Genomic DNA, 22,587 nt, shown 5'->3' with positions numbered 1-22,587 from the left:
AGTTCGGGCTCGAATCGAGCCCGAACTTCACACACTCAAGCAGCCGCAGCAGCGGGAGCGAGCGGGGTGGTGTCAGTCGGCGAGCCAGCCGGCGATCGACTGGACGTCCGGTGTGAGGGCGGCCGCCCCGGTCAGCACGGCGATCACTGCCCCGACCACCAGCATCACGGTCAGCAGCCGGTGGCCCTGCGCGTAGCGGGTGATCAGCAGGATCACGGTGGCGACCACGGACAGCCCGGCCAGCAGCGGCGCCATCGACAGCGTCCAGGACACCGGCATGGACCACGCCCAGCCGCCGCTGACGTCCACCGCCCCGGTATAGGCGTCATCGATCGACGGGACGTAGAGGAACCCGGAGAACCTGGCCGCGTGGGTGAGCGCCAGGTAGACGCTGCACGCGAACCAGAGGGCCAGGGCGCACTGTGCGGCCACCAGCAGCCATCCTCCGGTGACGGACCGGGCGGCGGTACTGGGGCGTGAGCTGACCGCTGTCATCGGGGCATCGTAGTCCACGCCCGGCGAGCAGCCCCGACCCGAAGGATCAGTCGAGCACCCGGCCCGCCGCCCAGCACTGCCGGGCGCCCTGACAGGTGGCCAGGGCGTGCACGGCGGCCCGCAGCTCGGTGACCCGCTCGGGGTCGAGCCTGCCGGCCAGGTTGAGCATCTGCACCGGGTCGGAGCGGCGGTCGTAGTACTCGCGGCTGCCGTCCACGTATTCGACGTAGGTGAACTCCGCCGTGCGGATCGCGTCGTACGTGGGCGGCGTGTTCTCGGAGTAGCGCTGGTAATCCGGGTCGGCGGGGTCGGTGGCCGGGTCGCCGTGCTCGATCAGCGCGGTGGTGCGCCACTGCACCGGGGACTCGCCGGCCAGCAGCGGGCGGATGCTGCGCCCGTCGACGGCCGGCGGGACCGTGGCGTCGGCCAGGTCGCCGAAGGTGGGGCGCAGGTCGATGTTCTCCACCGGCAGCGCGGAGAGGTGACCGGCCCGCACCCCGGGACCGGCGACGATCAGCGGGACGGTGACATCGGTGTCGAACGCGGTCTGCTTGCCCGCGTTGAGCCGGTAGTCGCCCAGGTGGTACCCGTTGTCGGAGGTGAACACGACCACCGTCTCGTCGGCGACGCCCGCGGTGGTCAGGGTGGCTCGCAGGTCGCCCAGCATGCGGTCGATCGCCTGCACCGACTGCACCCGTTTGCGGAACGCCTTGTCGAACTGGACGTGCAGCGCGGGGGTGAGCGGCGAGTGCCGGGCCAGCCACGGCGGGGCGTTGACCGGCACCTTGCCGTACGCGGCGGTGCGCGGCGCCTTCAGCCCGGGGAACGAGTTCGCGTCCCGGGGCGCCGGCGGGTACGGGTGGTGCGGCGTGAACGTGGAGATCTCCACCAGGAACGGCTTGCGGGCCGCCGCCGAGGTGGTGATGAAGTTGCGTGCCTTCGCAGCGAGCACGTCGGTCAGGTAGTCCTGCGGTCGCGACCCGTACCGGCGCAGCGTGCCGTTCTCGTTCAGCGTGTAGTCGAAGTTCGCGTAGTCGCTCCCGCCGCCGAACCACTGGTCCCAGCCCGGCGGCACGTACGGCCGGCCGTCCACCAAGGTCTGCCGCGGCACGTACTCGTTGAGGTATTTCCCCAGGAAGGCGGTTCGGTACCCGGCCGTGCGCAGATCGGTGGCGAACGTGGACCGCTCCTGGCCGCGCCGGTGGAACAGCTCGAAGCCACCGTCCGAACCGTGGTTCTTGATGATGCCGGTGTTGTGCGGGTACTGCCCGGTCAGTATCGACGCGCGGGACGGGCAGCAGAGCGAGTCGGTGACGGTGTAGTTGGTGAACGAGGCGCCGTCGCGCTGCAGGGCGAGCACGTTCGGCATGTACTGCACCAGGTTCGTCGACAGGTCGTCGGCCAGCACGAACACGATGTTCGGCCGCACCGCGGGCGGCACGGCCGGGACGGCGCTGGCGGCAGACAGCGACGGCGACGGCGGTGACGGCGGCGCGGAGGGGGCGAGGGCTCCGCGTTCCGGGACGCAGCCCGCTGTCACCACCAGCGACGCGAGGAACAGGGACGCGAGGGCACGACGCGGACGAAAGATCATGGTGGGGCGCAGGGTAGCCGCCGCAGGTGAACCGGACGGAAATGGATGATGATCCAGGGTGCTCCCCGATGTGTCTGGGGTGTCCTGCTCGCGAGGCTGACTGTCATGAGACGAACATGGGGGATCATCGCGGCCGCGGTGGCCGCGTCGGCTGTGCTGACGTCGCCGGCTGCTGCCGCGCCGCGGCAGGACCGCCTGCAGAAAGGCCTGGACCAGGTGGTTGCCGCGGGCGCGGTGGGTGCATTGGCGGAGGTACGGGTGAAGCACCGCCCCGTCTGGCGTGGCGTCAGCGGGGCGGCCGAGCTGGGCACGTCCCGGCCGGTCCCGCCGCACGGGCGGTTCCGGATCGGCAGCATCACCAAGACGTTCCTGGCGGTCGTGGTGCTGCAACTCGTGGACGAGGGCCGGTTGAGGCTGGACGACACTCCGATGCCCGGCATCACGGTGCGGCAACTGCTGAACCACACGAGCGGGTTGTACGACAGCCGGCTCACCTTGCCGATGCCACCGTCACCGGAGTTCCTCGCCAACCGGTGGCGCACCTGGACCGCGGACGAGCTGATCGCCCGCGCGCTGGCGCAGGGCCCGGCGTTCGAGCCGCCCGGCTCGGCCTACGGGTACTCGAACACCAACTATCTGGTGCTCGGGCGGCTGGTCGAGGAGGTGACCGGTTCGTCGTACGCCCAGGAGATCGAACGCCGGGTGATCCGGCCGATGGGCCTGCGCGGCACCTCGCTGCCCGGCACCTCGCCGAAGATCCGCGGCCCGCACCCGCACGGCTACATCCCCGGGCCGGACGGGCTGATCGACTTCTCGAGGTGGAACCCGTCGGTGATGGGTGCGAGCGGCGAGATGATCTCGACGACGCGGGATCTGAACCGTTTCTTCGCCGCGCTGCTCGATGGGCGCCTGCTGCCGGACCACCTGCTGGAAGCCATGAAGACCCCGGCCTTCGACGACGGGCGGTACGGGCTGGGACTGTCCTGGCGCACCCTGACGTGCGGGGTCGAGGTGTACGGCAACGACGGGGACGCGCTGGCGTACCAGAGCTGGTCGTTCCGCTCCGCCGACGGGCAGCGTCAGGTGTCGCTGGCGTTCACGTCGGGCGCGCGGCGCGGCCTGGACAAGGTGGTGGACGGCTTCCTGGACCAGGTCTTCTGCACCACCTGATCAGCGGCGCCCCGGCCGTCGGGCATCACTTGCACAGCGGCGCCCGGCCGTCGGGGCGCCGCCTGTTCAGCGTGGGGCCCGGCGGTCGGCCACGGCGTAGGAGACGGCGGCGGTGACCGCCGACACCACCAGCACGGACGGCCAGGAGCCGATGCGCTTCGCAAGCGGGTGCGACGCGCCGAACGCGCCGACATAGCCGGCGGCGAGGGCAGCGGTCACAGCCGGGCTGGTGCGCCGGGCCCACTCACGGCCGGCGAGCAGGCCGCCGGCGGCGAGCACGGCCCCGCCGAGCGGCCGCACGCCGGTGCGGCGGGCGACCTGCCAGCCGCCGATGAGCGAACCCGCGGTGATCACAGCGGTGGGAATGCGCATGCCCCCGACGCTATCAAGCGTCCCGGAGCCGTCACCGCCACCAGTCGTCGAGCGGGCTGACCGGGACGGTCCGCTTGTGCCGGGTCGCCAGGAAGGCCTTCTCGACCCGTGCCGCCACTTCCGGCGTGACCTCGGCGCCCTCCAGATAATCGTCGATCTCGGCGTACTTCAGCCCCAGCGCCACCTCGTCCGGCAACGCCGGCCGGTCGTCCTCCAGGTCGGCCGTCGGGACCTTCTCCCAGGTGCTCTGCGGTGCGCCCAGCTCACGCAACAGCGCGGCGCCCTGCCGCTTGGTCAGTCCGGTCAGCGGCGTCACGTCCACGCCGCCGTCGCCGTACTTCGTGAAGAAGCCGGTCACCGCCTCGGCCGCGTGGTCGGTGCCGGCGACCAGCATGTTCAGCTGGCCGGCGACGGCGTACTGCGCGACCATCCGCTCGCGGGCCTTGATGTTGCCGCGGACGAAGTCCCGCAGCTTCGCCTCGCCCAGGCCGGCCGCGGTCCGGTCGGCGACCGCGTCCGAGCTCGGTTTCACGTCCACCGCGACGGACCGGTCCGGTTCGATGAAGGCGAGCGCCACCTGCGCGTCCAGCTCGTCGGCCTGCACCCCGTACGGCAGGCGCACCGCCACGAACGTGGCGTCCACCCCGTCGGCGCGCAGCTCGGCGCACGCCAGCTGACACAGCCGGCCGGCCAGCGTGCTGTCCTGGCCGCCGCTGATGCCCAGCACGTACCCGGTGGCGGGGGTGGACCGCAGATAGGCCTTGAGGAAGTCGACCCGCCGCCGGACCTCGTCCGCGGGGCTGATGGAGGCCTGCACGCCGAGCTCGGCGATGATCTGATCACGGAGGTTCGCCATCCGGGTACTTTATGCGGCCCGCCGCGCCCGCACCGGGCAAGACAGGCATCGCGTCGGCTCAGTCGGGCGCCCGGGTCACCAGCAGCAGTCGATCGCGGGCAGCCCACCGGTTCGGCGTAATCCGCGTCCGGATCAGGACGTCGCCTGCCGGGCCCGGCGGGCCGGGGCGCGGGTGGTCAGCGGCTCGACCCCGCAGGCACGGAACGCGTGGTCGGCCAGCACCCGATGGCTCCGGACGACGGCGTCACGGCTGCCGACAGCGACCGGGAAACCCCCGACCCGGCCCGCATAGAGGATGAGCATCAGCGCGTGAGCCACCTCCACACCGGGCAGCGCCCGCCAGAGCGCGGTCACCGAGGAGTCGAGCGAATGGTCACGGTCGGCGCCCAGCCACAGCGCCGCGTCGGCGACGCCGTCGTCGAACCGGTGGGGGAGCGGCTCGGTCAGATCCACCTGGAGACGCGGCCACACCTCGTCGACCAGGCGCGGGACGTCCAGGACCTGACGGAAATCGGCGCCGGTGGGTCGTACCCGCGGAAGAAGCTCCTCGCCGTCGGTGGGGAACGGCCCGGCGCAGGCGGCGCACCGCCCGCCCAGATGGCCGCCCTGCCGGGCCAGCTCGCCGCGGCTCTCGGCGGCGTGCACGACGTTGGCGAACGGGCCCAGCGCGTGCCGGGAGCGGACCGCCCGCTTAACCCGCCGGGCTGCCTCGAAGGCGTCCGGCCCGCGCAGCGTCAGCACCTCGGATTCGCCGCCGCACAGGTACCGGTCGAGGAAGGCGCGGGTCAGCACGTGGCCGTGGTCCGTGTACTCCGCCCAGAGCAGCCGGGTGTCCGCCGGTGTCAGGCGCAGCCGGTGCCGGCAGCTGATCGACAGGCCCGCACGGGCGACGGCGCGCTCCACGCCGGCGGTACGGCGCAGGCGCAGACAGTCCGGTTTCAGCAGCAGGAAGGAGATGCCCCGATGATAGTCAGGCCGCCGCGAGCGGGGCCGCGGCGCCGGTGGCCGGCGGCTCCTGCCAGATTGCCCAGCGGGTGTCCGGGCCCAGCGACCTCGCGCGCTGCATGGCCAGGCCGGCCCGGTGCGCCAGCTCGTCATGCCCCAGCCCGCCGCTGCTCAGCTTGTCGTGGCCCGGCTTGTCGTGGCTCGGCTCGCCGGGCGTTGAGACCGCCGCGCCGATGCCGGCGGCGAGCGTGACCAGGTGACCGTTCACGGCCACCGGGCCCAGAGCGGCGGCGATCCGGCCGGCCACGTCGTACGCCTGCTCAGGCCGGTCCACCTCGGGCAGCACCACCGCGAACTCGTCCCCGCCGACCCGGCAGGTCACGCCGGACGGCGGCACGCAGGCCCGGAGCTCCTCGGCGAACCGCACCAGGACCAGATCGCCGTACTCGTGCCCCAGCATGTCGTTGACCTCCGCGAGTCCGTGCACGCCGATCGCCAGGATCGCGGTGTGCCTGCCGGTCCGGGCGCCCCGAGCGAGCGCCGCGACCGAGGTGGCCCGGAACACGTCGCCGTCGGCCAGGCCGGTCAGCCTGTCGGTGCCGGCCCGCCCGGCCTGCCGCCACCGCACCAGCACGAGCGCGCCGAGCGGCAGCCCACCCAACAGGATCCGGCCGTCCTCGACCGCAACGGCCAGCACCAGCAGGCAAGCAACCGCAAGCAGCATCAGCCGCCGGCGTGACGGAGGCACACGGGGTGTCCAGGTGCGCAACGTGCCTCCTCCGGCGGGTCCGATGCGCGTCAGATCGGTCCCCGTCGAGGCGACATGAGGAAGCCCCGGTTGCAGCCAGGTGGCCAACCGAAGCGTGTGAAGTTGCGGTGCGTATGGTTGCGCAACTCCCCACGCCGGCTGCCGCCGCTCGGAGCGTGTGAGGTTGGGGTGCTTATGGGGGCCGAACTTCACACGGTGGCGTGAGGTCGTGGTGGGGCGCGTGCGGGATCAGCCGAGGCGCCAGCGCAGGGCCTGGTCCCACGGCCGGGTGGTGCAGACCAGCGGGAGACCGGACCGGGTCTGCGCCCGCGCACCCTCGGGCCCGCAGTCCGCCAGCAACTGGGCGACCGGCGGCGCCGCGCTGGTGGGCGCCGTGCTGGGCGCGGCCGGCGGCCTCGAGGCCGGCTTCCGGGTGGTCTTCGACGGCCGCGCGGACGGCTTGGCCGGCGCCTTCACCGACGGCTTCGCGGACAGCTTGCGTGCCGGCGGGCCGATCCGCGACGGCGAGGCAGAGCCGGGCACCGGGTACGACGCGCCGGGCGTCCGCTCCGGAGCCGCCGGCCGTCCGTCGGCCCACGACGGCTCCGCGGGCCGGTCGCGCATGCCGATGACGATCATGCCGACGCTGCAGAGCGCCAGGACGGCCACGGCGAACAGGACCAAGGGCTGCCGGCGGGCGGGCGTGGTGGCAGTGCCATGGATCACGCGGTACAGCCTCGCCCGTACCCAATGATCTTGAGTATCGGTCTTTCGGTGAACGGAATTGGCGACTAGGCCTTGCGGGCCACCCCCGCGTACCCGTCCACGGCCGGACGATCGCCGGACTCGGGGCGCCAGAGCGGGATCGGGACCACGCCCGGCTCCACGAGCTCCAGGCCGTCGAAGAAGGAGGTGAAGTCGGCGACCTCGCGCAGGTGGTACGGGACGGCGCCGCTCTCGTTGTACTGCCGGTGGGACTCGATCACCCGCTCGCTGGTGGCGGTCCCGTCGGACATCGTCAGGTAGCTCCCCGGCGGCAGACCGGCGACCAGCGCCCGCACGATCTCACGGGCGGTGGCCGGGTCCTCGACGTGGCCCATCACGCCCAGCATCATCAGCGCGACCGGCTGGTCGAAGTCCAGGATCCGGGCGGCCTCGGCGAGGATCGCGCCGGTGTCCCGCAGGTCGTGGTCGATGTACTGGGTGAGGCCTTCCGGGGTGCTCCTCAGCAGCGCCCGGGCGTGGGTGAGCACCAGCGGGTCGTTGTCGACGTAGACGATCCGGGCGTCCGGGGCGACACGCTGCGCGACCTCGTGGGTGTTGTCGGCGGTCGGCAGGCCGGTGCCGATGTCCAGGAACTGGCGGATCCCGGCGTCCCCGGCCAGGAACGTGACGGAGCGGCGCAGGAAGGCGCGGGTGTGCCGCGCCGCGTCGACGATCTCCGGGAAGACGCCGGCGACCTGGTCGCCGACGGCCCGGTCGGCGGCGAAGTTGTCCTTGCCGCCGAGCCAGTAGTTCCAGACCCGGGCCGAGTGCGGGATTGCGGCGTTCAGTTTGTCCGCGATAGCGTCCGTCACGGCAGCAGTGTCCCGTTCGGCAAGGTCATCGCGCAACCCGCGGCGTCAGGACCGGCCGGTGTGCCGGAACGAGGCGAAGACCACGTCGCCGCTGTGTTCGAAGCCGAGGCGTTCGTACAGCCGGATGGCGCTGTCGTTGTCGCCCTTGACGTGCAGGAACGGCAACTCGCCGCGGGACAGGACGCGTGCCGCGACGGCCATGGTGAGCCGGGCGCCCAGGCCTTTGCCGCGGTGGTCGGGGTCGGTGCAGATCGCGCTCACCTCGGTCCAGCCGGGCATCCGGAAGCGTTCGCCGGCCATCGCGATCAGCCGGCCGCCGGAGTCGCGGATGCCCAGGTAGCCGCCGAGGTCGACGGTCCGCTTCCGGAACGGGCCGGGCTGGGCGCGGGCGACGAGTTCCAGCATCTCCGGCACGTCGTGCTCGGTGAGCGGGACGGCTTCCGGGTCCTCGACGCCGGTCATGCTCTGGCCGACCATCTGCATGCCGTGCATCACGTCGGTGGTCTCCCAGCCGGCGTGCGGCGTGATCGACGGTGCGGTGAGCATGGCCTGGTCGGTGAGCGTGGCCAGGTCGCGCCAGGCGGCCGGGTCGCTGACGTCGCGCAGGGCGCAGAACGGGTTGATCTCTGGCAGGTACCGGGCGGCGTCGCCGGATGCCTCGGCGAAACACGCCTGCGGCCCGGCGAGGGCGGCCCACACGGGATTGTTCAGCACACCTGCGACCCTGCCCCGTCCCGCCGCCGCACGCCAGTGGTTATCGGTGGAACCACTCCCGGGTGAGCGGCGGGACTGTCGAGGATCCGACTCAGGCTGTGACAACCGCCGGGGCGAGGGCCAGCGCCGGGATCTCGGCCGGCCACAGCGGCTTGGCGAACAGATATCCCTGCCCGTACTGGCAGCCCATGGTGTCGAGCGCGGCGTGCTGGCCGGCCTCCTCGATGCCTTCGGCGACGACGGCGAGGTCGAAGTTGTGGGCCAGCGTGACGATCGTGTCGACCAGGGCGTGCTGCTGACGGCTGGTCAGGATGTCGTCGATGAACGATTTATCCAGCTTCAGCACGTCAACCGGCATCTGCCGCAAGTAACTCAGGGAGGAGTAGCCCGTACCGAAGTCGTCGATCGCGACCCGCACCCCCATCGCCCGCAGCGCCTTGAGGTCGCCGACCACCTTGTCGGCGTCGCGCAGCACCAGGCTCTCGGTGATCTCCAGCAGCAGCCACTCCGGGCGGGCGCCGGCGTCGGCGAGGGCCCGCCGGACCACGTCGGCGAAGTCCGGGCTGCGGAACTGCCGGGCCGACACGTTCACGCTGACGTAGCGCAACGTGGTGTCCGGGTCAGCCGCGCGCCATGCGGCGAACTGGCGCAGCGCCTCACGCAGCACCCAGGCGCCGATGCCGACGATCGCGCCGCTCTCCTCGGCGGCCTCCACGAAGTGGTACGGCCCGAGCAGCCCACGGGTCGGGTGCTGCCACCGGACCAGGGCCTCGACCCCGGTGACCCGCTTGTCGACCAGCTCGACGATGGGCTGGTACTGCAGCACGAACTGCTCGTCCTCGATCGCCTCGTGCAGCGCGGTGCGCATCTCCAGCCGCTGCACCATCGCGGTGTGCAGGTCGGTCTGGTACCGCTGCCAGCTGCCCTTGCCGAGACCCTTGGCCAGGTAGAGCGCCAGGTCGGCGTGCCGCAGCAGCTCGGTCGCCCCGTCGGCGTCCCGGCTGGTGGCGACGCCGATGCTGGCCGCGCCGCTGACCTGGTGCACGACGCCGTCGGCGCCGGTCACCTCGATCGGCTCGGCCAGCGCGGCCACCAGCAGCGCGGCCAGGTCCTCGGCGGCGTCCGCGCTGTCGCTCTGCTCCACCAGGACGGCGAACTCGTCGCCGCCGAGGCGGGCCGCGGTGCTGCCGGCGCCGATGACGGCGGAGATCCGCCGGGCCACGGCGAGCAGCAGCTGGTCGCCGACGGCGTGCCCGAGCGTGTCGTTGACCTCCTTGAAGTCGTCCAGGTCGACGAAGAGCACGCCGAGGGTGGCACCGTCGCGGTCGGCCACGCTGACCGCCTGCTCCAGCCGGTTCTTGAACAGCACGCGGTTGGCCAGGCCGGTCAGCGAGTCGTGGAAGGCCTGGTGGGAGAGGTCGTCCTCGAGACGGCGCCGCGCGGTCACGTCACGCAACGTGACCACGAGTCCCCGTACCGTCGGATCCTGGCGAAGATCGCGCAGATCGCACTCGATCTCCACCCGCCGCCCGCCGCGGTCCGCGGCCAGGTCGATGCTGTCCAGGTCTCCGGCGCAGCGGGCGATCCGCGTCATCACTTCCCGGAGGGCCTCCTGCGAGTCCGCGGCGAACAGGTCGGCGAACGGAGCGCCGGTCGGGTCGCCGTGGCCGAACAGGGCGTCGGCCGGCGGGCTCGCGTACCGGATCGTGCCGTCGTCGTCGAGGATCAGGATGACGTCGGCGGCGGCCTGGATCAGCGTGCGGAAGTACGCCTCGGTGTCGCGACGGCTGACCTCCGCGGTCAGGGCGATGCGCTCCAGCACGACCTGGATGTGCGCGCCCAGCGTCTCGAAGGACGGGCGTACCGCCTCCAGCACCGGCTGCGGCGCGCCGATCACCATGACGCCGTACCTGCCGCCGGGGAGGGGCTGGGTGCAGTACAGCGCGTGCGCGAACCCGCCGCTGCTGCCGTGCGGCAGCTCGGCCGCGGGCAGCAGCCGGACCTGCACCTCGGCGTCGCCGGGGAAGACGTCCTGGGGGATCTCGAGGTGGTACGGCTCGCCCTCGGGCAGCAGCCGGGCCGCCGCGCTCTCGATGCAGTTCGCGACGTCCTGCTCGGTGCTGGCGGCGAACAGGGTCGCGCCGGCCTGGCGCAGCGCGCGCTCCCGGGCGCCGGCCTGCCGCTGGGCCGCGGCCAGGTCCGAGACGCGGGCCAGCACCAGCAGGAACATCACCGCGGCCGCGCCGGCTATCACCGGGGCGTCGACCACCCCGCCGCGGGCGATCTCGATCTCGGCGCCCTGCATGAACTCGACCGCGAGCACGGCCGGCGCGATGAGCGCGGCAGCCGCGAGCCAGAACAGCCGGTGGTGGCCCATCTCGTGCTGGGACTGCCCGGCCGGCTGGGTCAGGCCGCGCATCGACGGCTGCAGCGCCACATAACCCATCAGGCTGTAGAAGACGATCCAGCCGAGGTCGACCGGGCCGCCCAGCGCCCAGGCGCTGTTCAGCTGGGACTGGCCGTAGAAGACGTCGGAGACCAGCAGGCCGACCATCGCGATGCCCAGCGTGGTGACCGCTCCGCCACGGCGGCCGCCGCCGCTCAGCATCCGCAGGATCATCGCCAGCACGAGCACGTCACCGAGCGGGTAGCCGACCGAGACCAGCTTCTGCAGCAGGGACAGGTGCTCGGAGCGGGTGAACGGGGCGATCCAGTACACCCAGGCGAGCAGGCCGAGGCCGACTGTCGGCACCAGCGCGTCCAGCAGCGCGCCCCGGTCGTTGTCACCGCCGGCGCGGGCCCGCACGAACATCAGCAGCGCCGCCGTGAGCAGCGGGTAGACCAGCACGAAGAACAGGTCGGCCAGACCCGGGTAGCCCGGCTCCGCGCCGACGGCCAGTAGCAGGTTGTACCAGGAGTCACCGGTCGTGAAGGACACCAGGGCGGCGCTGATCAGGTACCACGGGGCCCGGTGCTCCGGCTTGTTCAGCCGGACGCCGACCAGCACCGTCGCGGCGCAGGAGTAGCCCAGCGCCGCCCAGGTGTAGAGGTGGGCGTCCGGCAGCGCGTAGTACAGGCCGGTGATCGCCAGGATCCAGGCGCCGAAGCACACGCGAACGGCTCGCGTCGACAAGGCGTACTCCGATCGTGGGACGGCGGGTTGCTGTCCCGCGTATCGGAGTTCCGGGCGCGGATCTGAGAGGCCCGCGCCGGACGCAACCGGGCGGCAACCGTTCAGCCGGCCAGGGCGTCCACCAGACGGCGGGCCGAGCCGGCCAGGTTCCACCGCTCGGCGAGGGCCAGCAGCGCGTCCGGTTCGCGCGGGGCCTTCGGCAGGGCCGGATCGAAATCCGGCAACGGCACGTCGTGGGCGACCTTGCAGACCGGCAGGGCCCTGGCCAGATAATCCCGCGCGGCGTCGAGCTTGAGGCGTACGCCCGGAGCGAAGCCGGCGTCCGCGTCGTCCAGGGCGGCGAGGATCTGCTCGACGCCGCCGTACCGCTCGATGAGGCGGGCCGCGGTCTTCTCGCCGACGCCGGCCACCCCGGGCAGGCCGTCGCTCGGGTCGCCGCGCATCGCGGCGAAGTCCGCGTACCACCGGGCGGGCACCCCGTACTTCGCCTGCACCAGCGCCTCGTCGGCGTCCTCGAGCTTGGCCACGCCGCGGCCGCAGTAGAGCAGCCGGGTGCCGCGGGCGTCGTCGACCAGCTGGAACAGGTCGCGGTCGCCGGAGACCACCTCGACCGGGGCGGGCTGCCCGACAGCGAGCGTGCCGAGCACGTCGTCGGCCTCGTAGCCGTCCACCCCGAACGCCGGGATGCCGATCGCGGCGAGAACCTCCAGCAGCACCGGCACCTGCCGCTCCAGGGAGGCCGGCACCTCCTCGACCTCGCCGTGGGCAACCCGGTGCTTCTTGTACGACGGGACGAGCTCCACCCGCCAGGCCGGCCGCCAGCTCGCGTCCAGCGCGCACACCACCCGGTCCGGCCGGCGGGTGCGGATCAGCTGGGCGAGCATGTCCAGGAAGCCGCGGATCGCGTTGACCGGCTCACCGGCCGGGGTCTGCGCCGCCTTCTCCGGGATCCCGTGGAAGGCGCGGAAGTACAGACTCGGCGCGTCGACTGCCAGCAGTGGTCTGGTCACCCGCACCACATTAGTGGTCTGCATAATCGCGGGAACCATCCGCGGCCCGAGATGACAAGTGTGGTGCAGTCGCCGTGAACCATCGGGGTTCCCCCTCCGTAAAGCCTGCTGTGAGCCGCGTTCGTGTTGTCTGGTGCCTGCTTGCGGCGATGATCGGGGCTCTGCTGTCGCTGACGCCGGCCGCCCCGGCGAGCGCGCACGCGGTGCTGGCGAAAGCGGCCCCGCAGCAGGGCGCGGTGATCGACACCGCTCCCACCAGCGTCACGCTGGTGTTCAGCGAGACCGTCCAGGTGATCCCGGGGCGGACCCGGGTGTTCGGCCCGGACGGCAAGCGGATCAACACGGGCGACCCGGTGCCCACCGCCGCCGGGCTGACCATCGGCCTGCGGGTGCCGGACCGGCCGCTGGGCACCTACCTGGTCAGCTACCGGATCATCTCGGCTGACAGCCATCCGGTCTCCGGCGCCTACACGTTCTCGGTCGGCGCGCCGTCGGACGGCCCGGCGCCGGAGCTGAACGACGGCGTCGACCCGGCGGTCGCCGTGGCCACCCCGATCGCCAAGTACCTCGGTTACGCCGGCCTGGTGCTGACCGCCGGGCCGATCATGCTGCTGGCGCTCTGGTACCCGGGGCGGTTGTCCCGGCGCGGCCCGGTGCTGATGGCCCGGACCGGCCTCGGCCTGATCACGGTCAGCACGCTCGGCGGGTTGTGGCTGCAGGCGCCGGCCTCGTCCGGCGCAGGCATCCTGGACGTCTCGGCCGGCGAGCTGGGACAGGTGCTGACCAGTTCGTACGGCCTCTGGCTGCTCACCCGCCTGGCGATCGTCGCCGCGCTCGCGGTCGCAGTGTCGCGGATCCGCCGCCGGCCCGGCCGCCCGGCCGGCATCGCCCTGGCCGTGGTCGCCGCCGCCGGGATGCTGACCTGGCCGCTGACCGGGCACCCGGCCGCGTCCCCGCAGTCCACCCTGCTGATCGCCGCCGACCTGGTGCACGTCGCCGCGATGGCGATCTGGCTCGGCGGCCTCGCCGTCCTGGCGACGTTCCTGCTGCGCCGCGCGGCTTCGCGGGAGCTGGGCGTGATCCTGCCGTCGTGGTCGCGGTGGGCCGCGATCTGCGTGTACTGGCTGGTCGCCGGCGGGGTGTTGCAGGGCGTCGTGCAGACCGGCACGGTGGACGCCCTGCTGAACTCCGACTACGGCCGGCTGCTGCTGGCCAAGGCCGGTCTGCTCGCGCTGCTGCTGGCGGTCGCCGCGATCTCCCGGCAGCTGGTCCGGCGCGGGACCGCCGCCACCGCTCCGGGACGCCTGCGGCGGGCGGTCGCGGTGGAGGCCGGCCTCGCCGCGATGGTTCTCGCCGCCACGGCCGTGCTGGTGCAGACCAACCCGGCCCGCACCGTCGACGTGGAGGCCGAGGCCGCCGCGAAGGCCCGCGGCTTCGTCACCACGCTGAACAGCAAGCTCTACGCCGTGCAGTTCGAGGTGTTCCCGGCCCAGGTGGGGGAGTACAACACGCTGCACGCCTTCGCTTACACGCCGGAGGGCAAGCCGCTCGAGGTGGTCGAGTGGAAGGTCACGGCGGCCCTGCCGGAGCGCGGGATCGAGCCGATCGAGAACCCGGTCGGCCCGCTGCTGGACAACCAGGGACTCGGCAACCTGGTGTTCCCGTACCCCGGGGACTGGAAGGTGACGATGACCCTGCGCGTCTCGGAGATCGACCAGGCCACCGTGACCACCACCATCCCGGTCAAGTGAGACAGGCCCGGGCCCGCGACTCCAGATAGAGCTGTTCCGGCCGGCTGAGCGTGCGCCGCGCCGCCAGCCGGTACTGCTCCCGTGCCGCGGCCCGGTCACCGGCGAGCTCCAGCAGGTGGGCCCGCACCGCCGCGGTCCGGTGGTGCCGGGCCAGCACCGGGTCCGCGGCGATCTCGTCGAGAGCGGCGAGCCCGGCCCGCGGGCCGTCGACCATGGCGCCGGCCACGATCCGGTTCAGCTCGACCATCGGGCTCGGCGCCAGCGCGCGCAGCATTCCGTACAGCGCCAGGATCTGCGGCCAATCGGTGTCCTCGGCCCGCGCCGCCTCGTCGTGCACCGCGGCGATCGCGGCCTGCAGCTGAAGCGGGCCGATCGGGGCCCGCGCCAGCGCGCCGGTGATGATCGCGACGCCCTCGGCGATCGCCGCCGCGTCCCAACGGCTCCGGTCCTGCTCGGCGAGCGGGATCAGACGGCCGTCCGGCCCGGTCCGCGCGGGCCGGCGCGCATCGGTGAGCAGCATCAACGCGAGCAGCCCGGCCACCTCGCCGTCGTCCGGCAGGCGCCGGTGCAGCTGCCGGGTCAGCCGGATCGCCTCCCGGGTCAGCTCCACCCGGTTCAGGACGTCGCCGGAGCTCGCCGTGTAGCCCTCGTTGAAAATCAGATAGAGCACGTGCCGGACCGCGGTGAGACGCTCACCGAGCTCGCCCGCCGCGGGCATCTCGAACCGGGTGCCGGTGTCGCGGATCCGCTGCTTGGCCCGGCTGATCCGCTGGCCCACGGTGGCCTCCGGCAGCAGCAGCGCCCGGGCGATCTCCGCGGTGGTGAGCCCGCCGACCGCCCGCAGGGTGAGCGTGACCTGCGCCGGCACGCTAAGTGCGGGATGGCAGCAGAGCAGCAGCAACGTCAGCTCGTCGTCGCCACGGACCCGCGGCTCGGGCTCGTGCCGGACCGCCTCCTCGCGGCGCCGGCGGGCCGTCTCGTTGCGCAGCAACTCCACCCGCCGGCGGCCCGCCACGGTGATCAGCCAGTGCTTCGGCTGCTCCGGGACGCCGGTCTCCGGCCACTGCCGGGCGGCCGCGATCAGCGCCTCCTGCACCGCGTCCTCGCACGCCTCGAAGTCGCCGTAGCGGCGCACCACCGCGGCCAGGACCTGCGGCGCGCACTCCCGCAGCAGGTCCGGCAGCGCGGTCACAGCACAGCCCCCATCCGCTCAGATCTCCCAGGTGCCAATGTCAGATCTCCCAGGTGCCAATGTCAGATCTCCCAGGTGCTCATGTCCAGGACCGGGCGGACCTCGACCCGGGTGTACGCGGCGTCCGGCGCCTTCGCGGCCCAGGCGACCGCCTCGTCCAGATCCGCGACGTCGATCAGGTAGAACCCGGCCAGGTGCTCCTTGACCTCCGCGTACGGACCGTCGGAAGTGATCGTCCGGCCGTCGCGTACGGAGACCTGGGTGGCCAGGGCGGGGTCGCCCAGCCCTTCACCGGCCACCAGCACACCGGCCCCGCGCATCTGTTCGGTCAGCCGCAGGTGGCCGAGCCCGAAGTCGGTCCGCTGCTGCTCGGTCAGCGTCTCCCAGACCGCCAGGGACTGCGGGTTCGACTGGATCAGGATCAGATATTTCACGGTTTCTCTCCTTCGCTGTTGCCCGGGATGTCGAAACCGGCCCACCCGGATTCGACATCCCGGGCAAGAGAGAAAGGAAGGACCTGTCATGGACGAGATCCGGGAAGTCATCGAGGGTAAGGCCGCACTGCTGGCGAAAGGTGACGCCGAGGCCATCCTGTCGTACTACGCGCCCACCTTCGTCGAGTTCAACCTCGCCCCGCCGCTGCGCCAGCCCGGCGACGCGCGGAACCCGGCGCCGCTGGCGGCCTGGATGGCCACCTTCGAAACGCCGCCACGCCGCGAGGTGACCCGGTTGGAGATCACCACGGACGGCGACGTGGCGTTCGCGACCAGCCTCGACTGCCTCACCGCGGTGCCGCGCGGCTCGGCGGAGGGCTTCACCCTGTGGTTCCGGGTGACGCTGGGGCTGCGCCGCATCGACGGCCGCTGGCTGGTCACGCACGAACACGAGTCGGTGCCGTTCGAGATGGACGGCTCGTTCCGGGCCTCGACCGGCCTGACCCCCACCGACTGAGCCGGGCACGGGCCCGCCGCGCACCGGCGGCGGGCCCCGCCGCACTGAGAACCGACATGCACCACCAGGCTGGCAAGACTCTATCCTCGACCGGTGGACGAGCCCCGGGCGCTGCTGATCAACGGAACCGTCGGCTCCGGCAAGACGTCGGCGGCGGACGCGCTGGGCGACCTGCTCGCCGAGGCCGAGATCCCGTACGCCGTCATCGACGTCGACTGGCTGCGCAGGTCCTGGCCCACCCCGCCGGACGATCCCTTCAACACCGGCATGGCCCTGCGGAACCTGCGCGCGGTCAGCCGCAACTACCTCGACGCCGGCATGCGCCGCCTGATCCTGGCCGGCGTCCTGGAGAACAGGGCGGAACGGGACGCCTACGAGTCGGCGCTCGGCGTCCCCCTCACCGTCTGCCGCCTCGCGGTGGACCTGAGCGTGGTCCGCACCCGTCTGCTGCACCGGGAGCAGCACGATCCGGCCTGGTTCCTGGACCGCGCCGGCGAGCTTGACCACATCCTGCGGACGGCGGCCATCGAGGACGCTGTCGTCGAGGCGAGCACCGGTTCCCCGCGCGCCGTGGCCGAGGCGCTTCGCGCCGCAGCCGGCTGGTGACCGGGCCGGAGCTGTGGGAGGCAACGTCAACCGCATCGAGATGCTCCAACGACAGATGTGTGGCCGCGCCGGCTTCGACCGGCTCCGCGAGCGGGTGTTACTCGCGGGTCGAGGAGCAGCCCTCCTGGCGTAGGACGAGGAGGTCCAGAGCGTCGATCACGGGCCCGCTGCCGGTGAGCGCGGCGTGGCGCAGGCGCTCCACACCGGCGGCGTATTCCTCATCGGTGATCAGCTGCAGCGGGGTGTGTGCCTCGCGGCGCAGCGCGGCCGTTGCCTGGCGCAGCGATCCGGCGGTGATTTGTGGGATCTGCTCCAGGCTGACGGTGGTGAATCCCTCGCCGGCGAAGGCGGCTTCGACCTGGCCGACGGTGGGATAGGTGTCCAGAACCCGGATCGCCTCCGGGAAGTAGCGGAACAGGGTGATCGCCTGGTGCCGGCCGGCGAACGCGGACCGGATCAGCACCGGCGCGACGGGCCGTAGGACGCGCCGTAGTTCGCGTGCTGCGGCGTTCAGGTCGGGGATGTGGTGGATGACGGTGGAGATCCATGCGGCGTCGACACTGGCGTCGGGCAGCGGGATGTCGGCGGCGTCACCAGCGACCACGGGCCGGTGGACGGAGCGTTCACGCATTGCTGCCGAGGGCTCGACGGCGGTCACGTCGATACCCGGGAACCAGGCGGAGAACGCTCGGGACCAGCTGCCCGTGCCGGCGCCCAGGTCGAGCAGCCGCACGCCCGGCTGAGGATCGACGAGCCGTGTGATGGCGGCCCGCCACTGGTCGGCTCCGGCGTCACCGAGGTGCCGCGTCGATGCGAACGCTGCCGCGTCGGTGTGGTCGTAGGCGATCCGGGCCATGCTGACGAGCCAACTGGCTCTGCGGGACGGGGACAAGAAGAGATGCCACGATTCACATCCGCCGGGCTCGCCGAGCCGACAAGCCTGTGCCGGAACCCGGGACTCAGCGGCCCACATGCTCGGCCGCTTCGATCCGGCGGCGGAACATCTGAGCATCTGCGACACGGGTCAGGGTGAACAGCCAGATCGCGTACGTCAGGAACAGCAGCCGCGGCGGCCAGCCCTCCGGTGGGATGACCGTCGCCAGGAGGGCGTGCAGGATCAGTCCGGCCAGCGGTAGCCATCCCGTCCACCGGAGTACCCGGGCGGCGGCCGGCAGACGCCCGGCGAGCTCGCCGTTGATCAGCAGCGCGGCGAACGGCAGTGACACCATCGCCGTGAGGCCGCAGATGACGTGCAGGCGGCCGGCGGTCGTCATCACCGGCCAGGGGGTCACCACCGGGTCGGCGACGAGGACGCCCACACCGAAGGTGCCCAGCGCGGCGATGCCCAGCAGATATCGGCCCGGCCGGCCGCGGACCACCGGGCGCAGGGCGAGCAGGAGCAGGGCGTACGCGCCGGCGGCCACCAGGAAGGCGAGGACCGCGACCCACCCGAGCCGGCCGATCGCGTACTCGCTGACGGGGTTGTGGGTGGGGTTGATCTCCGGGCGGAGCAGGATGATGGCCGCCAGGAGGATCTGATAGGTGATGATGGCCGCGCCGGCCAGTCGGTTCGTCATGCCCGGTACGTCGGGGCGTGGTGCCGTGTCCGGACGCGTGCGGCGGCTCCGACGTCCCTCGTGCAATCGTCGAAGCAGAGGAGTGACCGTGAAGTACATGATCATGATGACGGGATCGCAGCAGGATTACGACCGGCTCTCCGGCAAGGCCGGCGACGGCGCGCTGTCGGGTGACGAGGCCGCCGGCCTGCACGAGTTCATGACCGCGTGGAACCAGCGGCTGGTGGAGTCCGGCGAGTTCGTCGAGGCCCGCGGCCTGACCGCGCCGGTGCACGCCCGCCGCGTCACGCTGCGGGCCGGTGCTCCGGTGGTCACCGACGGGCCGTACGCGGAGACGCAGGAGGTCCTGGCCGGCTGGACGATCGTCGAGTGCACGGGTTTCGACCGGGCCACCGAGATCGCCGTGCAGCTGGCGGCGGGCCCGGGCACCCTCGGTGAGAGCTGGCACGTGGACGTACGCCCGATCCTCGAGGGCGCCGGTGACCTCAGCTGAGCGCGGGATCGAGGACCTGCTGCGCACCGAGGCGCCGCAGGTCCTCGGCGCCGTGGCCCGGCGGTACGGCCATTTCGACGCGGCCGAGGACGCGGTGCAGGAGGCGCTGCTCGCGGCCGCCGGACAGTGGCCCGCCGAGGGCGTACCGGACAACCCGCGCGCCTGGCTGATCACCGTCGCCGCCCGCCGCCTCACCGACCTGCTGCGCAGCGAGCAGGCCCGCCGCCGGCGCGAGGAACAGTGGCGGCCGGTCGGTGAGCAGCATGCCCCGGACACCGACGACACGCTGGTCCTGCTGTTCCTGTGCTGCCATCCGGCTCTGTCGCCACCGGCGCAGATCGCCCTGACGCTGCGCGCGGTCGGCGGCCTGACCACCGGCGAGATCGCCCGCGCTTTCCTGGTGCCCGCGGCGACCATGACCCGCCGGATCACCCGGGCCAAGCAGACCGTCCGCGACCACGGCCAACGATTCCTGATGCCACCGCCGGCCGAGCGGGCCGAGCGCCTCGGCGCCATCCTGCACGTGCTCTACCTGATCTTCAACGAGGGGTACGCGGCGACGGCCGGTCCCGACCTCACCCGCCCGGATCTCGCCGCCGAGGCGATCCGGCTCGGCCGCCTGCTGCACCGGCAACTGCCCGCCGACCCGGAGGTGACCGGCCTGCTGGCGCTGATGCTGCTCACCGACGCGCGGCGGCCCGCCCGCACCGGCCCCGACGGCGCGCTGATCCCGATGGACGAGCAGGACCGGGCACGCTGGGACGCCGGCCTGATCGCCGAGGGTGTCGCCCTGGTCGGTGACGCGCTGCCCCGCGGCCGGATCGGGCCGTACCAGCTGCAGGCGGCGATCGCGGCGGTGCACGACGAGGCGCCGAGCAGTGCGGCCACCGACTGGCCGCAGATCGTTGCGCTGTACGAGGTGCTGCTCCGGATCTCGGCCAACCCGGTGGTGGCGCTCAACCACGCGGTGGCGGTCGCGATGCGCGACGGCCCGGCGGCCGGGCTGAGGCTGATCGCCGGGCTCGGCGACTCCCTCGACGCGGACCACCGGCTGCACGCCGTCCGGGCCCACCTGCACGCGATGGCCGGTGACCACGCCGCCGCCCGGGCCGGCTTCGAAGCCGCGGCGGAACGGACGATGAGCCTCCAGCAGCAGCGGTACCTGCACCGCCGCGCCCGGCGGGAGGCAGCCCGGATCGACCCCGGCTGACCTTCGGCAGCAGCGGTCAGGAGACCGACGGCGGCCAGCGGTGTCCGCGCCACTCGTCCCACGTCGCGAACCCGGCCGGCGGGTCGCCGGCGGGCTCACTGCCGTCGAGCTCACCTCGCGTCGGGATCTCGATGGCGGCCGCCCACCCGGCCAGTTCCTCGTCGGACATCGGCCACGTCGTGTGCGGTGCTTCGGCCTGCCGCTGATCGAGCCGTCGCCGCTGCTCCGCGGGGGAGAGTTCGCAGTAGTACATCTCCACCGTCGCGCCCAGGTCCGCTGCCGCGCGCCGCAGAGCGGAGCGCTCGTCCCGGCTCCAGAGGCCGAAGTCGATCACGACGTCGGTGCCCAGCTGGAGAGCGCGCAGCCCGATCTCGATGAGCCGTCCTTCGATCACGTCCGTCGCCGACGGCGGATTCTCCGGCCCGTAGAGAGCCCGCACCCATTCGTCCTTCGTGAGCCGGAGCGCTGCCCGCTCCTTCTCGATGCGCCGGGCGGCGGTGGTCTTTCCGGTGCCCGGCAGTCCCACAGTCAGGAACAGCGTCGGCGGCCTCGTCGTCACGCCTTCATCATCGCCGACCCGGCGCCGCCTACGATTCCCCGGTGGCGATCACCTGTATCCGGTTCCGGTTGCTGATGCTCGCCGCGGCGGCCGGCCTGGTGATCGCCGGGCTCGCCGTACGCGGGTCGCCGGCCGGCACGGGCCCCGTCGGGCAGCACGCGGGGACCGCTCTCTACGCCTCGACGGCGTACGTCGGGGTCCTGTTCCTCTGGCCGCGCCGCTCGCCGTGGGCCGCCGGCGCGATGGCCTGGGCCTGGTGCTGGGCGGTCGAGTGTCTCCAGTTGACCGGCGTTCCCGCTGACCTGGCTGCCCGCAGCACGGCGGCCCGGCTGGTCCTCGGCGCCCACTTCGACCCGGTCGACCTGAGCTGGTATCCGGCGGGCATCGTTCCGCTCGCCGTCGCCCACTACCTCGTCAATCGATCGAGGCGCAGGTCGTCAGCCGACTGACAGGCGCACGGCCCACGCTGTCACCCGACAACGTGGGCCGTACGGTGCGGAGGACGGTCAGCTGGAGCTGGTGAACCGGGTCCGCCGCTGCCGGGTGAGCAGGAACGCCACCGCGCCGGCGACCAGCAGGCCCGCGCCCGCCACGACGATCACCGTCGTGTCGGCGCCGGTGATCGGCAGGCCACCGTCGCCCGCACCGGCCCCGCCCCCGGCCCCGGGTGCCTCGCCGGAGGCGGACGCGGCGGGGTTCACCGTGGCCGGGCCGCCCGGCTGCTCGCCGCCCGCGGAGGTGGACGGCGTCGGGCGGCTCGGCTCGGCCGTCGGCTGGCCGTTGCGCTTCAGCTCGAACGTGTAGCTGCCCGGTTTCGCCGTGATGCTGACCTGGGCCGTGCCGGCGGTGGCCGTGGTCCAGCCGGTGGGCGGCGTGACCTTCAGCTCGTAACGGCCGACCTGCGCGCCCTTCAGCTCGGCGTTCCCGGCGGCGTCGCTGGTGATCCGCGCGGAGAAGGCGCCGGGGCTCTGGGAGAGTTCGGTGACCCCGATAACGGCGCCGCGGACACCGGCGCCGGTCCCGGCGTCGATGATGCGAACCGTGTAGTCGCCGACCTGGCCCGGCACCCGCAGGCTGCGCGAGGCGATGTTGTCGTTGATGTTCTTGTCGGTGTTCGCCGGGGCGAAGAAGTACAACACCTGGACGTACCCGTCGGCGAGGGCTCCCGCCGGGATGGTTCCGGTGCGGGTCAGGACCTTCGACTCGCCGGCCGCCAGGTCGAACGCGGGGCCGTCCGCGAGCGCGGGGGACGTCCAGGTCAGGGCGTCTTCCCATTCCCGGCGCACCGACACGTCCTCGGCTGTCCCGGTGCCGTTGTTGGACACGGTGACGGTGACGGTGACGGTGTCGCCGACCTTGCCGGTTTCCTGGCTGAACGCGATGGCAGTCCTGAGGTCGGGCTGAGCCTCCGCGGCGTGTGCCGGTGAACTGAGCGCCACGGACGCCAGGCCGGCGGTGAGGGCCAGCGCGGCCGCGGTCAACGTGCGAAGAACCATCTACTGCTCCCGTGATCATTGACGAACCGGTGCAGTGTAGAGACAGCGGACGAATCCCGCCGCGTCACGAGAGCGAACAGAAGGGGGCGGTCGGGGGTCGGGCGACGAAAAGTTCGACGACTGTGGACCGAATCACCG

General features: G+C 72.6%; 24 protein-coding genes. 7 read left to right on the top strand and 17 right to left on the bottom strand.

Annotation, left to right across the window (positions count from 1 at the left end; translation table 11 throughout):
- Positions 1-72 precede the first annotated feature (72 nt).
- Complete coding sequence (locus AC0NH5_RS08715; RefSeq protein WP_474401721.1) at positions 73-495, bottom strand: hypothetical protein; 423 nt, start codon at positions 493-495, stop codon at positions 73-75.
- Positions 496-541: 46 nt separating this feature from the next.
- Entirely contained in the window at positions 542-2,089 is a 1,548-nt protein-coding gene (locus tag AC0NH5_RS08710) for a sulfatase family protein (RefSeq protein ID WP_474401719.1), read from the bottom strand.
- Between the two features lie 105 nt (positions 2,090-2,194).
- Between AC0NH5_RS08710 and AC0NH5_RS08705 the strand changes: the two genes are divergently transcribed.
- Positions 2,195-3,259, top strand: coding sequence for a serine hydrolase domain-containing protein (locus AC0NH5_RS08705; protein WP_474401717.1), 1,065 nt, complete (start codon positions 2,195-2,197; stop codon positions 3,257-3,259).
- A 66-nt stretch (positions 3,260-3,325) separates the two neighbouring features.
- Here the strand turns inward: AC0NH5_RS08705 and AC0NH5_RS08700 are convergent, their stop codons facing one another.
- The 9 genes from AC0NH5_RS08700 to AC0NH5_RS08660 form a co-directional block, all read right to left on the bottom strand.
- A complete protein-coding gene (locus AC0NH5_RS08700) occupies positions 3,326-3,631 on the bottom strand; it encodes a hypothetical protein (protein ID WP_474401716.1) in 306 nt (101 codons plus the stop codon).
- A gap of 31 nt (positions 3,632-3,662) precedes the next feature.
- Entirely contained in the window at positions 3,663-4,487 is an 825-nt protein-coding gene (nadE, locus tag AC0NH5_RS08695) for an ammonia-dependent NAD(+) synthetase (RefSeq protein WP_474401714.1), read from the bottom strand.
- Between the two features lie 132 nt (positions 4,488-4,619).
- Positions 4,620-5,390, bottom strand: coding sequence for a hypothetical protein (locus tag AC0NH5_RS08690; protein WP_474401712.1), 771 nt, complete (start codon positions 5,388-5,390; stop codon positions 4,620-4,622).
- A gap of 67 nt (positions 5,391-5,457) precedes the next feature.
- On the bottom strand, positions 5,458-6,156 hold the full coding sequence (locus AC0NH5_RS08685) for a GGDEF domain-containing protein (protein ID WP_474401711.1): 699 nt from the start codon (positions 6,154-6,156) through the stop codon (positions 5,458-5,460).
- Positions 6,157-6,429: 273 nt separating this feature from the next.
- A complete protein-coding gene (locus AC0NH5_RS08680) occupies positions 6,430-6,906 on the bottom strand; it encodes a hypothetical protein (protein ID WP_474401708.1) in 477 nt (158 codons plus the stop codon).
- Between the two features lie 65 nt (positions 6,907-6,971).
- Positions 6,972-7,757, bottom strand: coding sequence for an SAM-dependent methyltransferase (locus tag AC0NH5_RS08675; protein ID WP_474401706.1), 786 nt, complete (start codon positions 7,755-7,757; stop codon positions 6,972-6,974).
- 45 nt (positions 7,758-7,802) lie between these two features.
- Positions 7,803-8,471: a GNAT family N-acetyltransferase gene (locus AC0NH5_RS08670; RefSeq protein ID WP_474401704.1), complete on the bottom strand. Its 669-nt coding sequence runs from the start codon at positions 8,469-8,471 to the stop codon at positions 7,803-7,805.
- Between the two features lie 91 nt (positions 8,472-8,562).
- Positions 8,563-11,604 carry a putative bifunctional diguanylate cyclase/phosphodiesterase gene (locus AC0NH5_RS08665; protein ID WP_474401702.1) on the bottom strand — a complete coding sequence of 1,014 codons (3,042 nt, stop codon included), beginning with the start codon at positions 11,602-11,604 and terminating at the stop codon, positions 8,563-8,565.
- Between the two features lie 101 nt (positions 11,605-11,705).
- Positions 11,706-12,638 (bottom strand): 5'-3' exonuclease, encoded by a 933-nt coding sequence (locus AC0NH5_RS08660; protein ID WP_474401700.1) that lies wholly within the window; start codon positions 12,636-12,638, stop codon positions 11,706-11,708.
- A gap of 125 nt (positions 12,639-12,763) precedes the next feature.
- Between AC0NH5_RS08660 and AC0NH5_RS08655 the strand changes: the two genes are divergently transcribed.
- Positions 12,764-14,365 carry a copper resistance CopC/CopD family protein gene (locus AC0NH5_RS08655; RefSeq protein ID WP_474401698.1) on the top strand — a complete coding sequence of 534 codons (1,602 nt, stop codon included), beginning with the start codon at positions 12,764-12,766 and terminating at the stop codon, positions 14,363-14,365.
- Here AC0NH5_RS08655 and AC0NH5_RS08650 read toward each other — a convergent pair.
- Both AC0NH5_RS08650 and AC0NH5_RS08645 read right to left on the bottom strand, forming a co-directional pair.
- The gene (locus AC0NH5_RS08650) at positions 14,358-15,557 is read right to left on the bottom strand and encodes an RNA polymerase sigma factor (RefSeq protein ID WP_474401697.1); all 1,200 of its coding nucleotides are present in this window, start codon (positions 15,555-15,557) and stop codon (positions 14,358-14,360) included. The two genes, AC0NH5_RS08655 and AC0NH5_RS08650, sit on opposite strands and share 8 nt — an antisense overlap.
- Positions 15,558-15,619: 62 nt before the next feature.
- On the bottom strand, positions 15,620-15,991 hold the full coding sequence (locus tag AC0NH5_RS08645) for a YciI family protein (RefSeq protein ID WP_474401696.1): 372 nt from the start codon (positions 15,989-15,991) through the stop codon (positions 15,620-15,622).
- 88 nt (positions 15,992-16,079) lie between these two features.
- On the opposite strand from AC0NH5_RS08645, the gene AC0NH5_RS08640 reads away from it, so the two are divergent.
- A complete protein-coding gene (locus AC0NH5_RS08640; protein WP_474401694.1) occupies positions 16,080-16,508 on the top strand; it encodes a YybH family protein in 429 nt (142 codons plus the stop codon).
- A gap of 93 nt (positions 16,509-16,601) precedes the next feature.
- Complete coding sequence (locus AC0NH5_RS08635; RefSeq protein WP_474401693.1) at positions 16,602-17,114, top strand: P-loop nucleotide/nucleoside kinase family protein; 513 nt, start codon at positions 16,602-16,604, stop codon at positions 17,112-17,114.
- 97 nt (positions 17,115-17,211) lie between these two features.
- Here AC0NH5_RS08635 and AC0NH5_RS08630 read toward each other — a convergent pair whose 3' ends face one another.
- Positions 17,212-17,970, bottom strand: a complete 759-nt coding sequence (locus AC0NH5_RS08630; protein ID WP_474401691.1) for a class I SAM-dependent methyltransferase — start codon at positions 17,968-17,970, stop codon at positions 17,212-17,214.
- A 103-nt stretch (positions 17,971-18,073) separates the two neighbouring features.
- Positions 18,074-18,691 carry a DUF998 domain-containing protein gene (locus AC0NH5_RS08625; RefSeq protein ID WP_474401689.1) on the bottom strand — a complete coding sequence of 206 codons (618 nt, stop codon included), beginning with the start codon at positions 18,689-18,691 and terminating at the stop codon, positions 18,074-18,076.
- A 97-nt stretch (positions 18,692-18,788) separates the two neighbouring features.
- Between AC0NH5_RS08625 and AC0NH5_RS08620 the strand changes: the two genes are divergently transcribed.
- A complete protein-coding gene (locus AC0NH5_RS08620) occupies positions 18,789-19,184 on the top strand; it encodes a YciI family protein (protein WP_474402375.1) in 396 nt (131 codons plus the stop codon).
- The gene (locus AC0NH5_RS08615) at positions 19,171-20,394 is read left to right on the top strand and encodes an RNA polymerase sigma factor (RefSeq protein ID WP_474401687.1); all 1,224 of its coding nucleotides are present in this window, start codon (positions 19,171-19,173) and stop codon (positions 20,392-20,394) included. Before AC0NH5_RS08620 ends, AC0NH5_RS08615 begins: the two co-directional genes overlap by 14 nt.
- Before the next feature lie 16 nt (positions 20,395-20,410).
- Here AC0NH5_RS08615 and AC0NH5_RS08610 read toward each other — a convergent pair whose 3' ends face one another.
- Complete coding sequence (locus AC0NH5_RS08610) at positions 20,411-20,953, bottom strand: ATP-binding protein (protein ID WP_474401685.1); 543 nt, start codon at positions 20,951-20,953, stop codon at positions 20,411-20,413.
- A gap of 41 nt (positions 20,954-20,994) precedes the next feature.
- On the opposite strand from AC0NH5_RS08610, the gene AC0NH5_RS08605 reads away from it, so the two are divergent.
- A complete protein-coding gene (locus tag AC0NH5_RS08605; RefSeq protein WP_474401683.1) occupies positions 20,995-21,402 on the top strand; it encodes a ribosomal maturation YjgA family protein in 408 nt (135 codons plus the stop codon).
- A 57-nt stretch (positions 21,403-21,459) separates the two neighbouring features.
- Here the strand turns inward: AC0NH5_RS08605 and AC0NH5_RS08600 are convergent, their stop codons facing one another.
- On the bottom strand, positions 21,460-22,449 hold the full coding sequence (locus AC0NH5_RS08600; RefSeq protein WP_474401681.1) for a CARDB domain-containing protein: 990 nt from the start codon (positions 22,447-22,449) through the stop codon (positions 21,460-21,462).
- Positions 22,450-22,587 lie beyond the last annotated feature (138 nt).

This window comes from Actinoplanes sp. 13 (assembly GCF_056134165.1).
The sequence above is the reverse complement of the archived record's forward strand: the minus strand, read 5'-3'. Positions and strand labels throughout refer to the sequence as shown.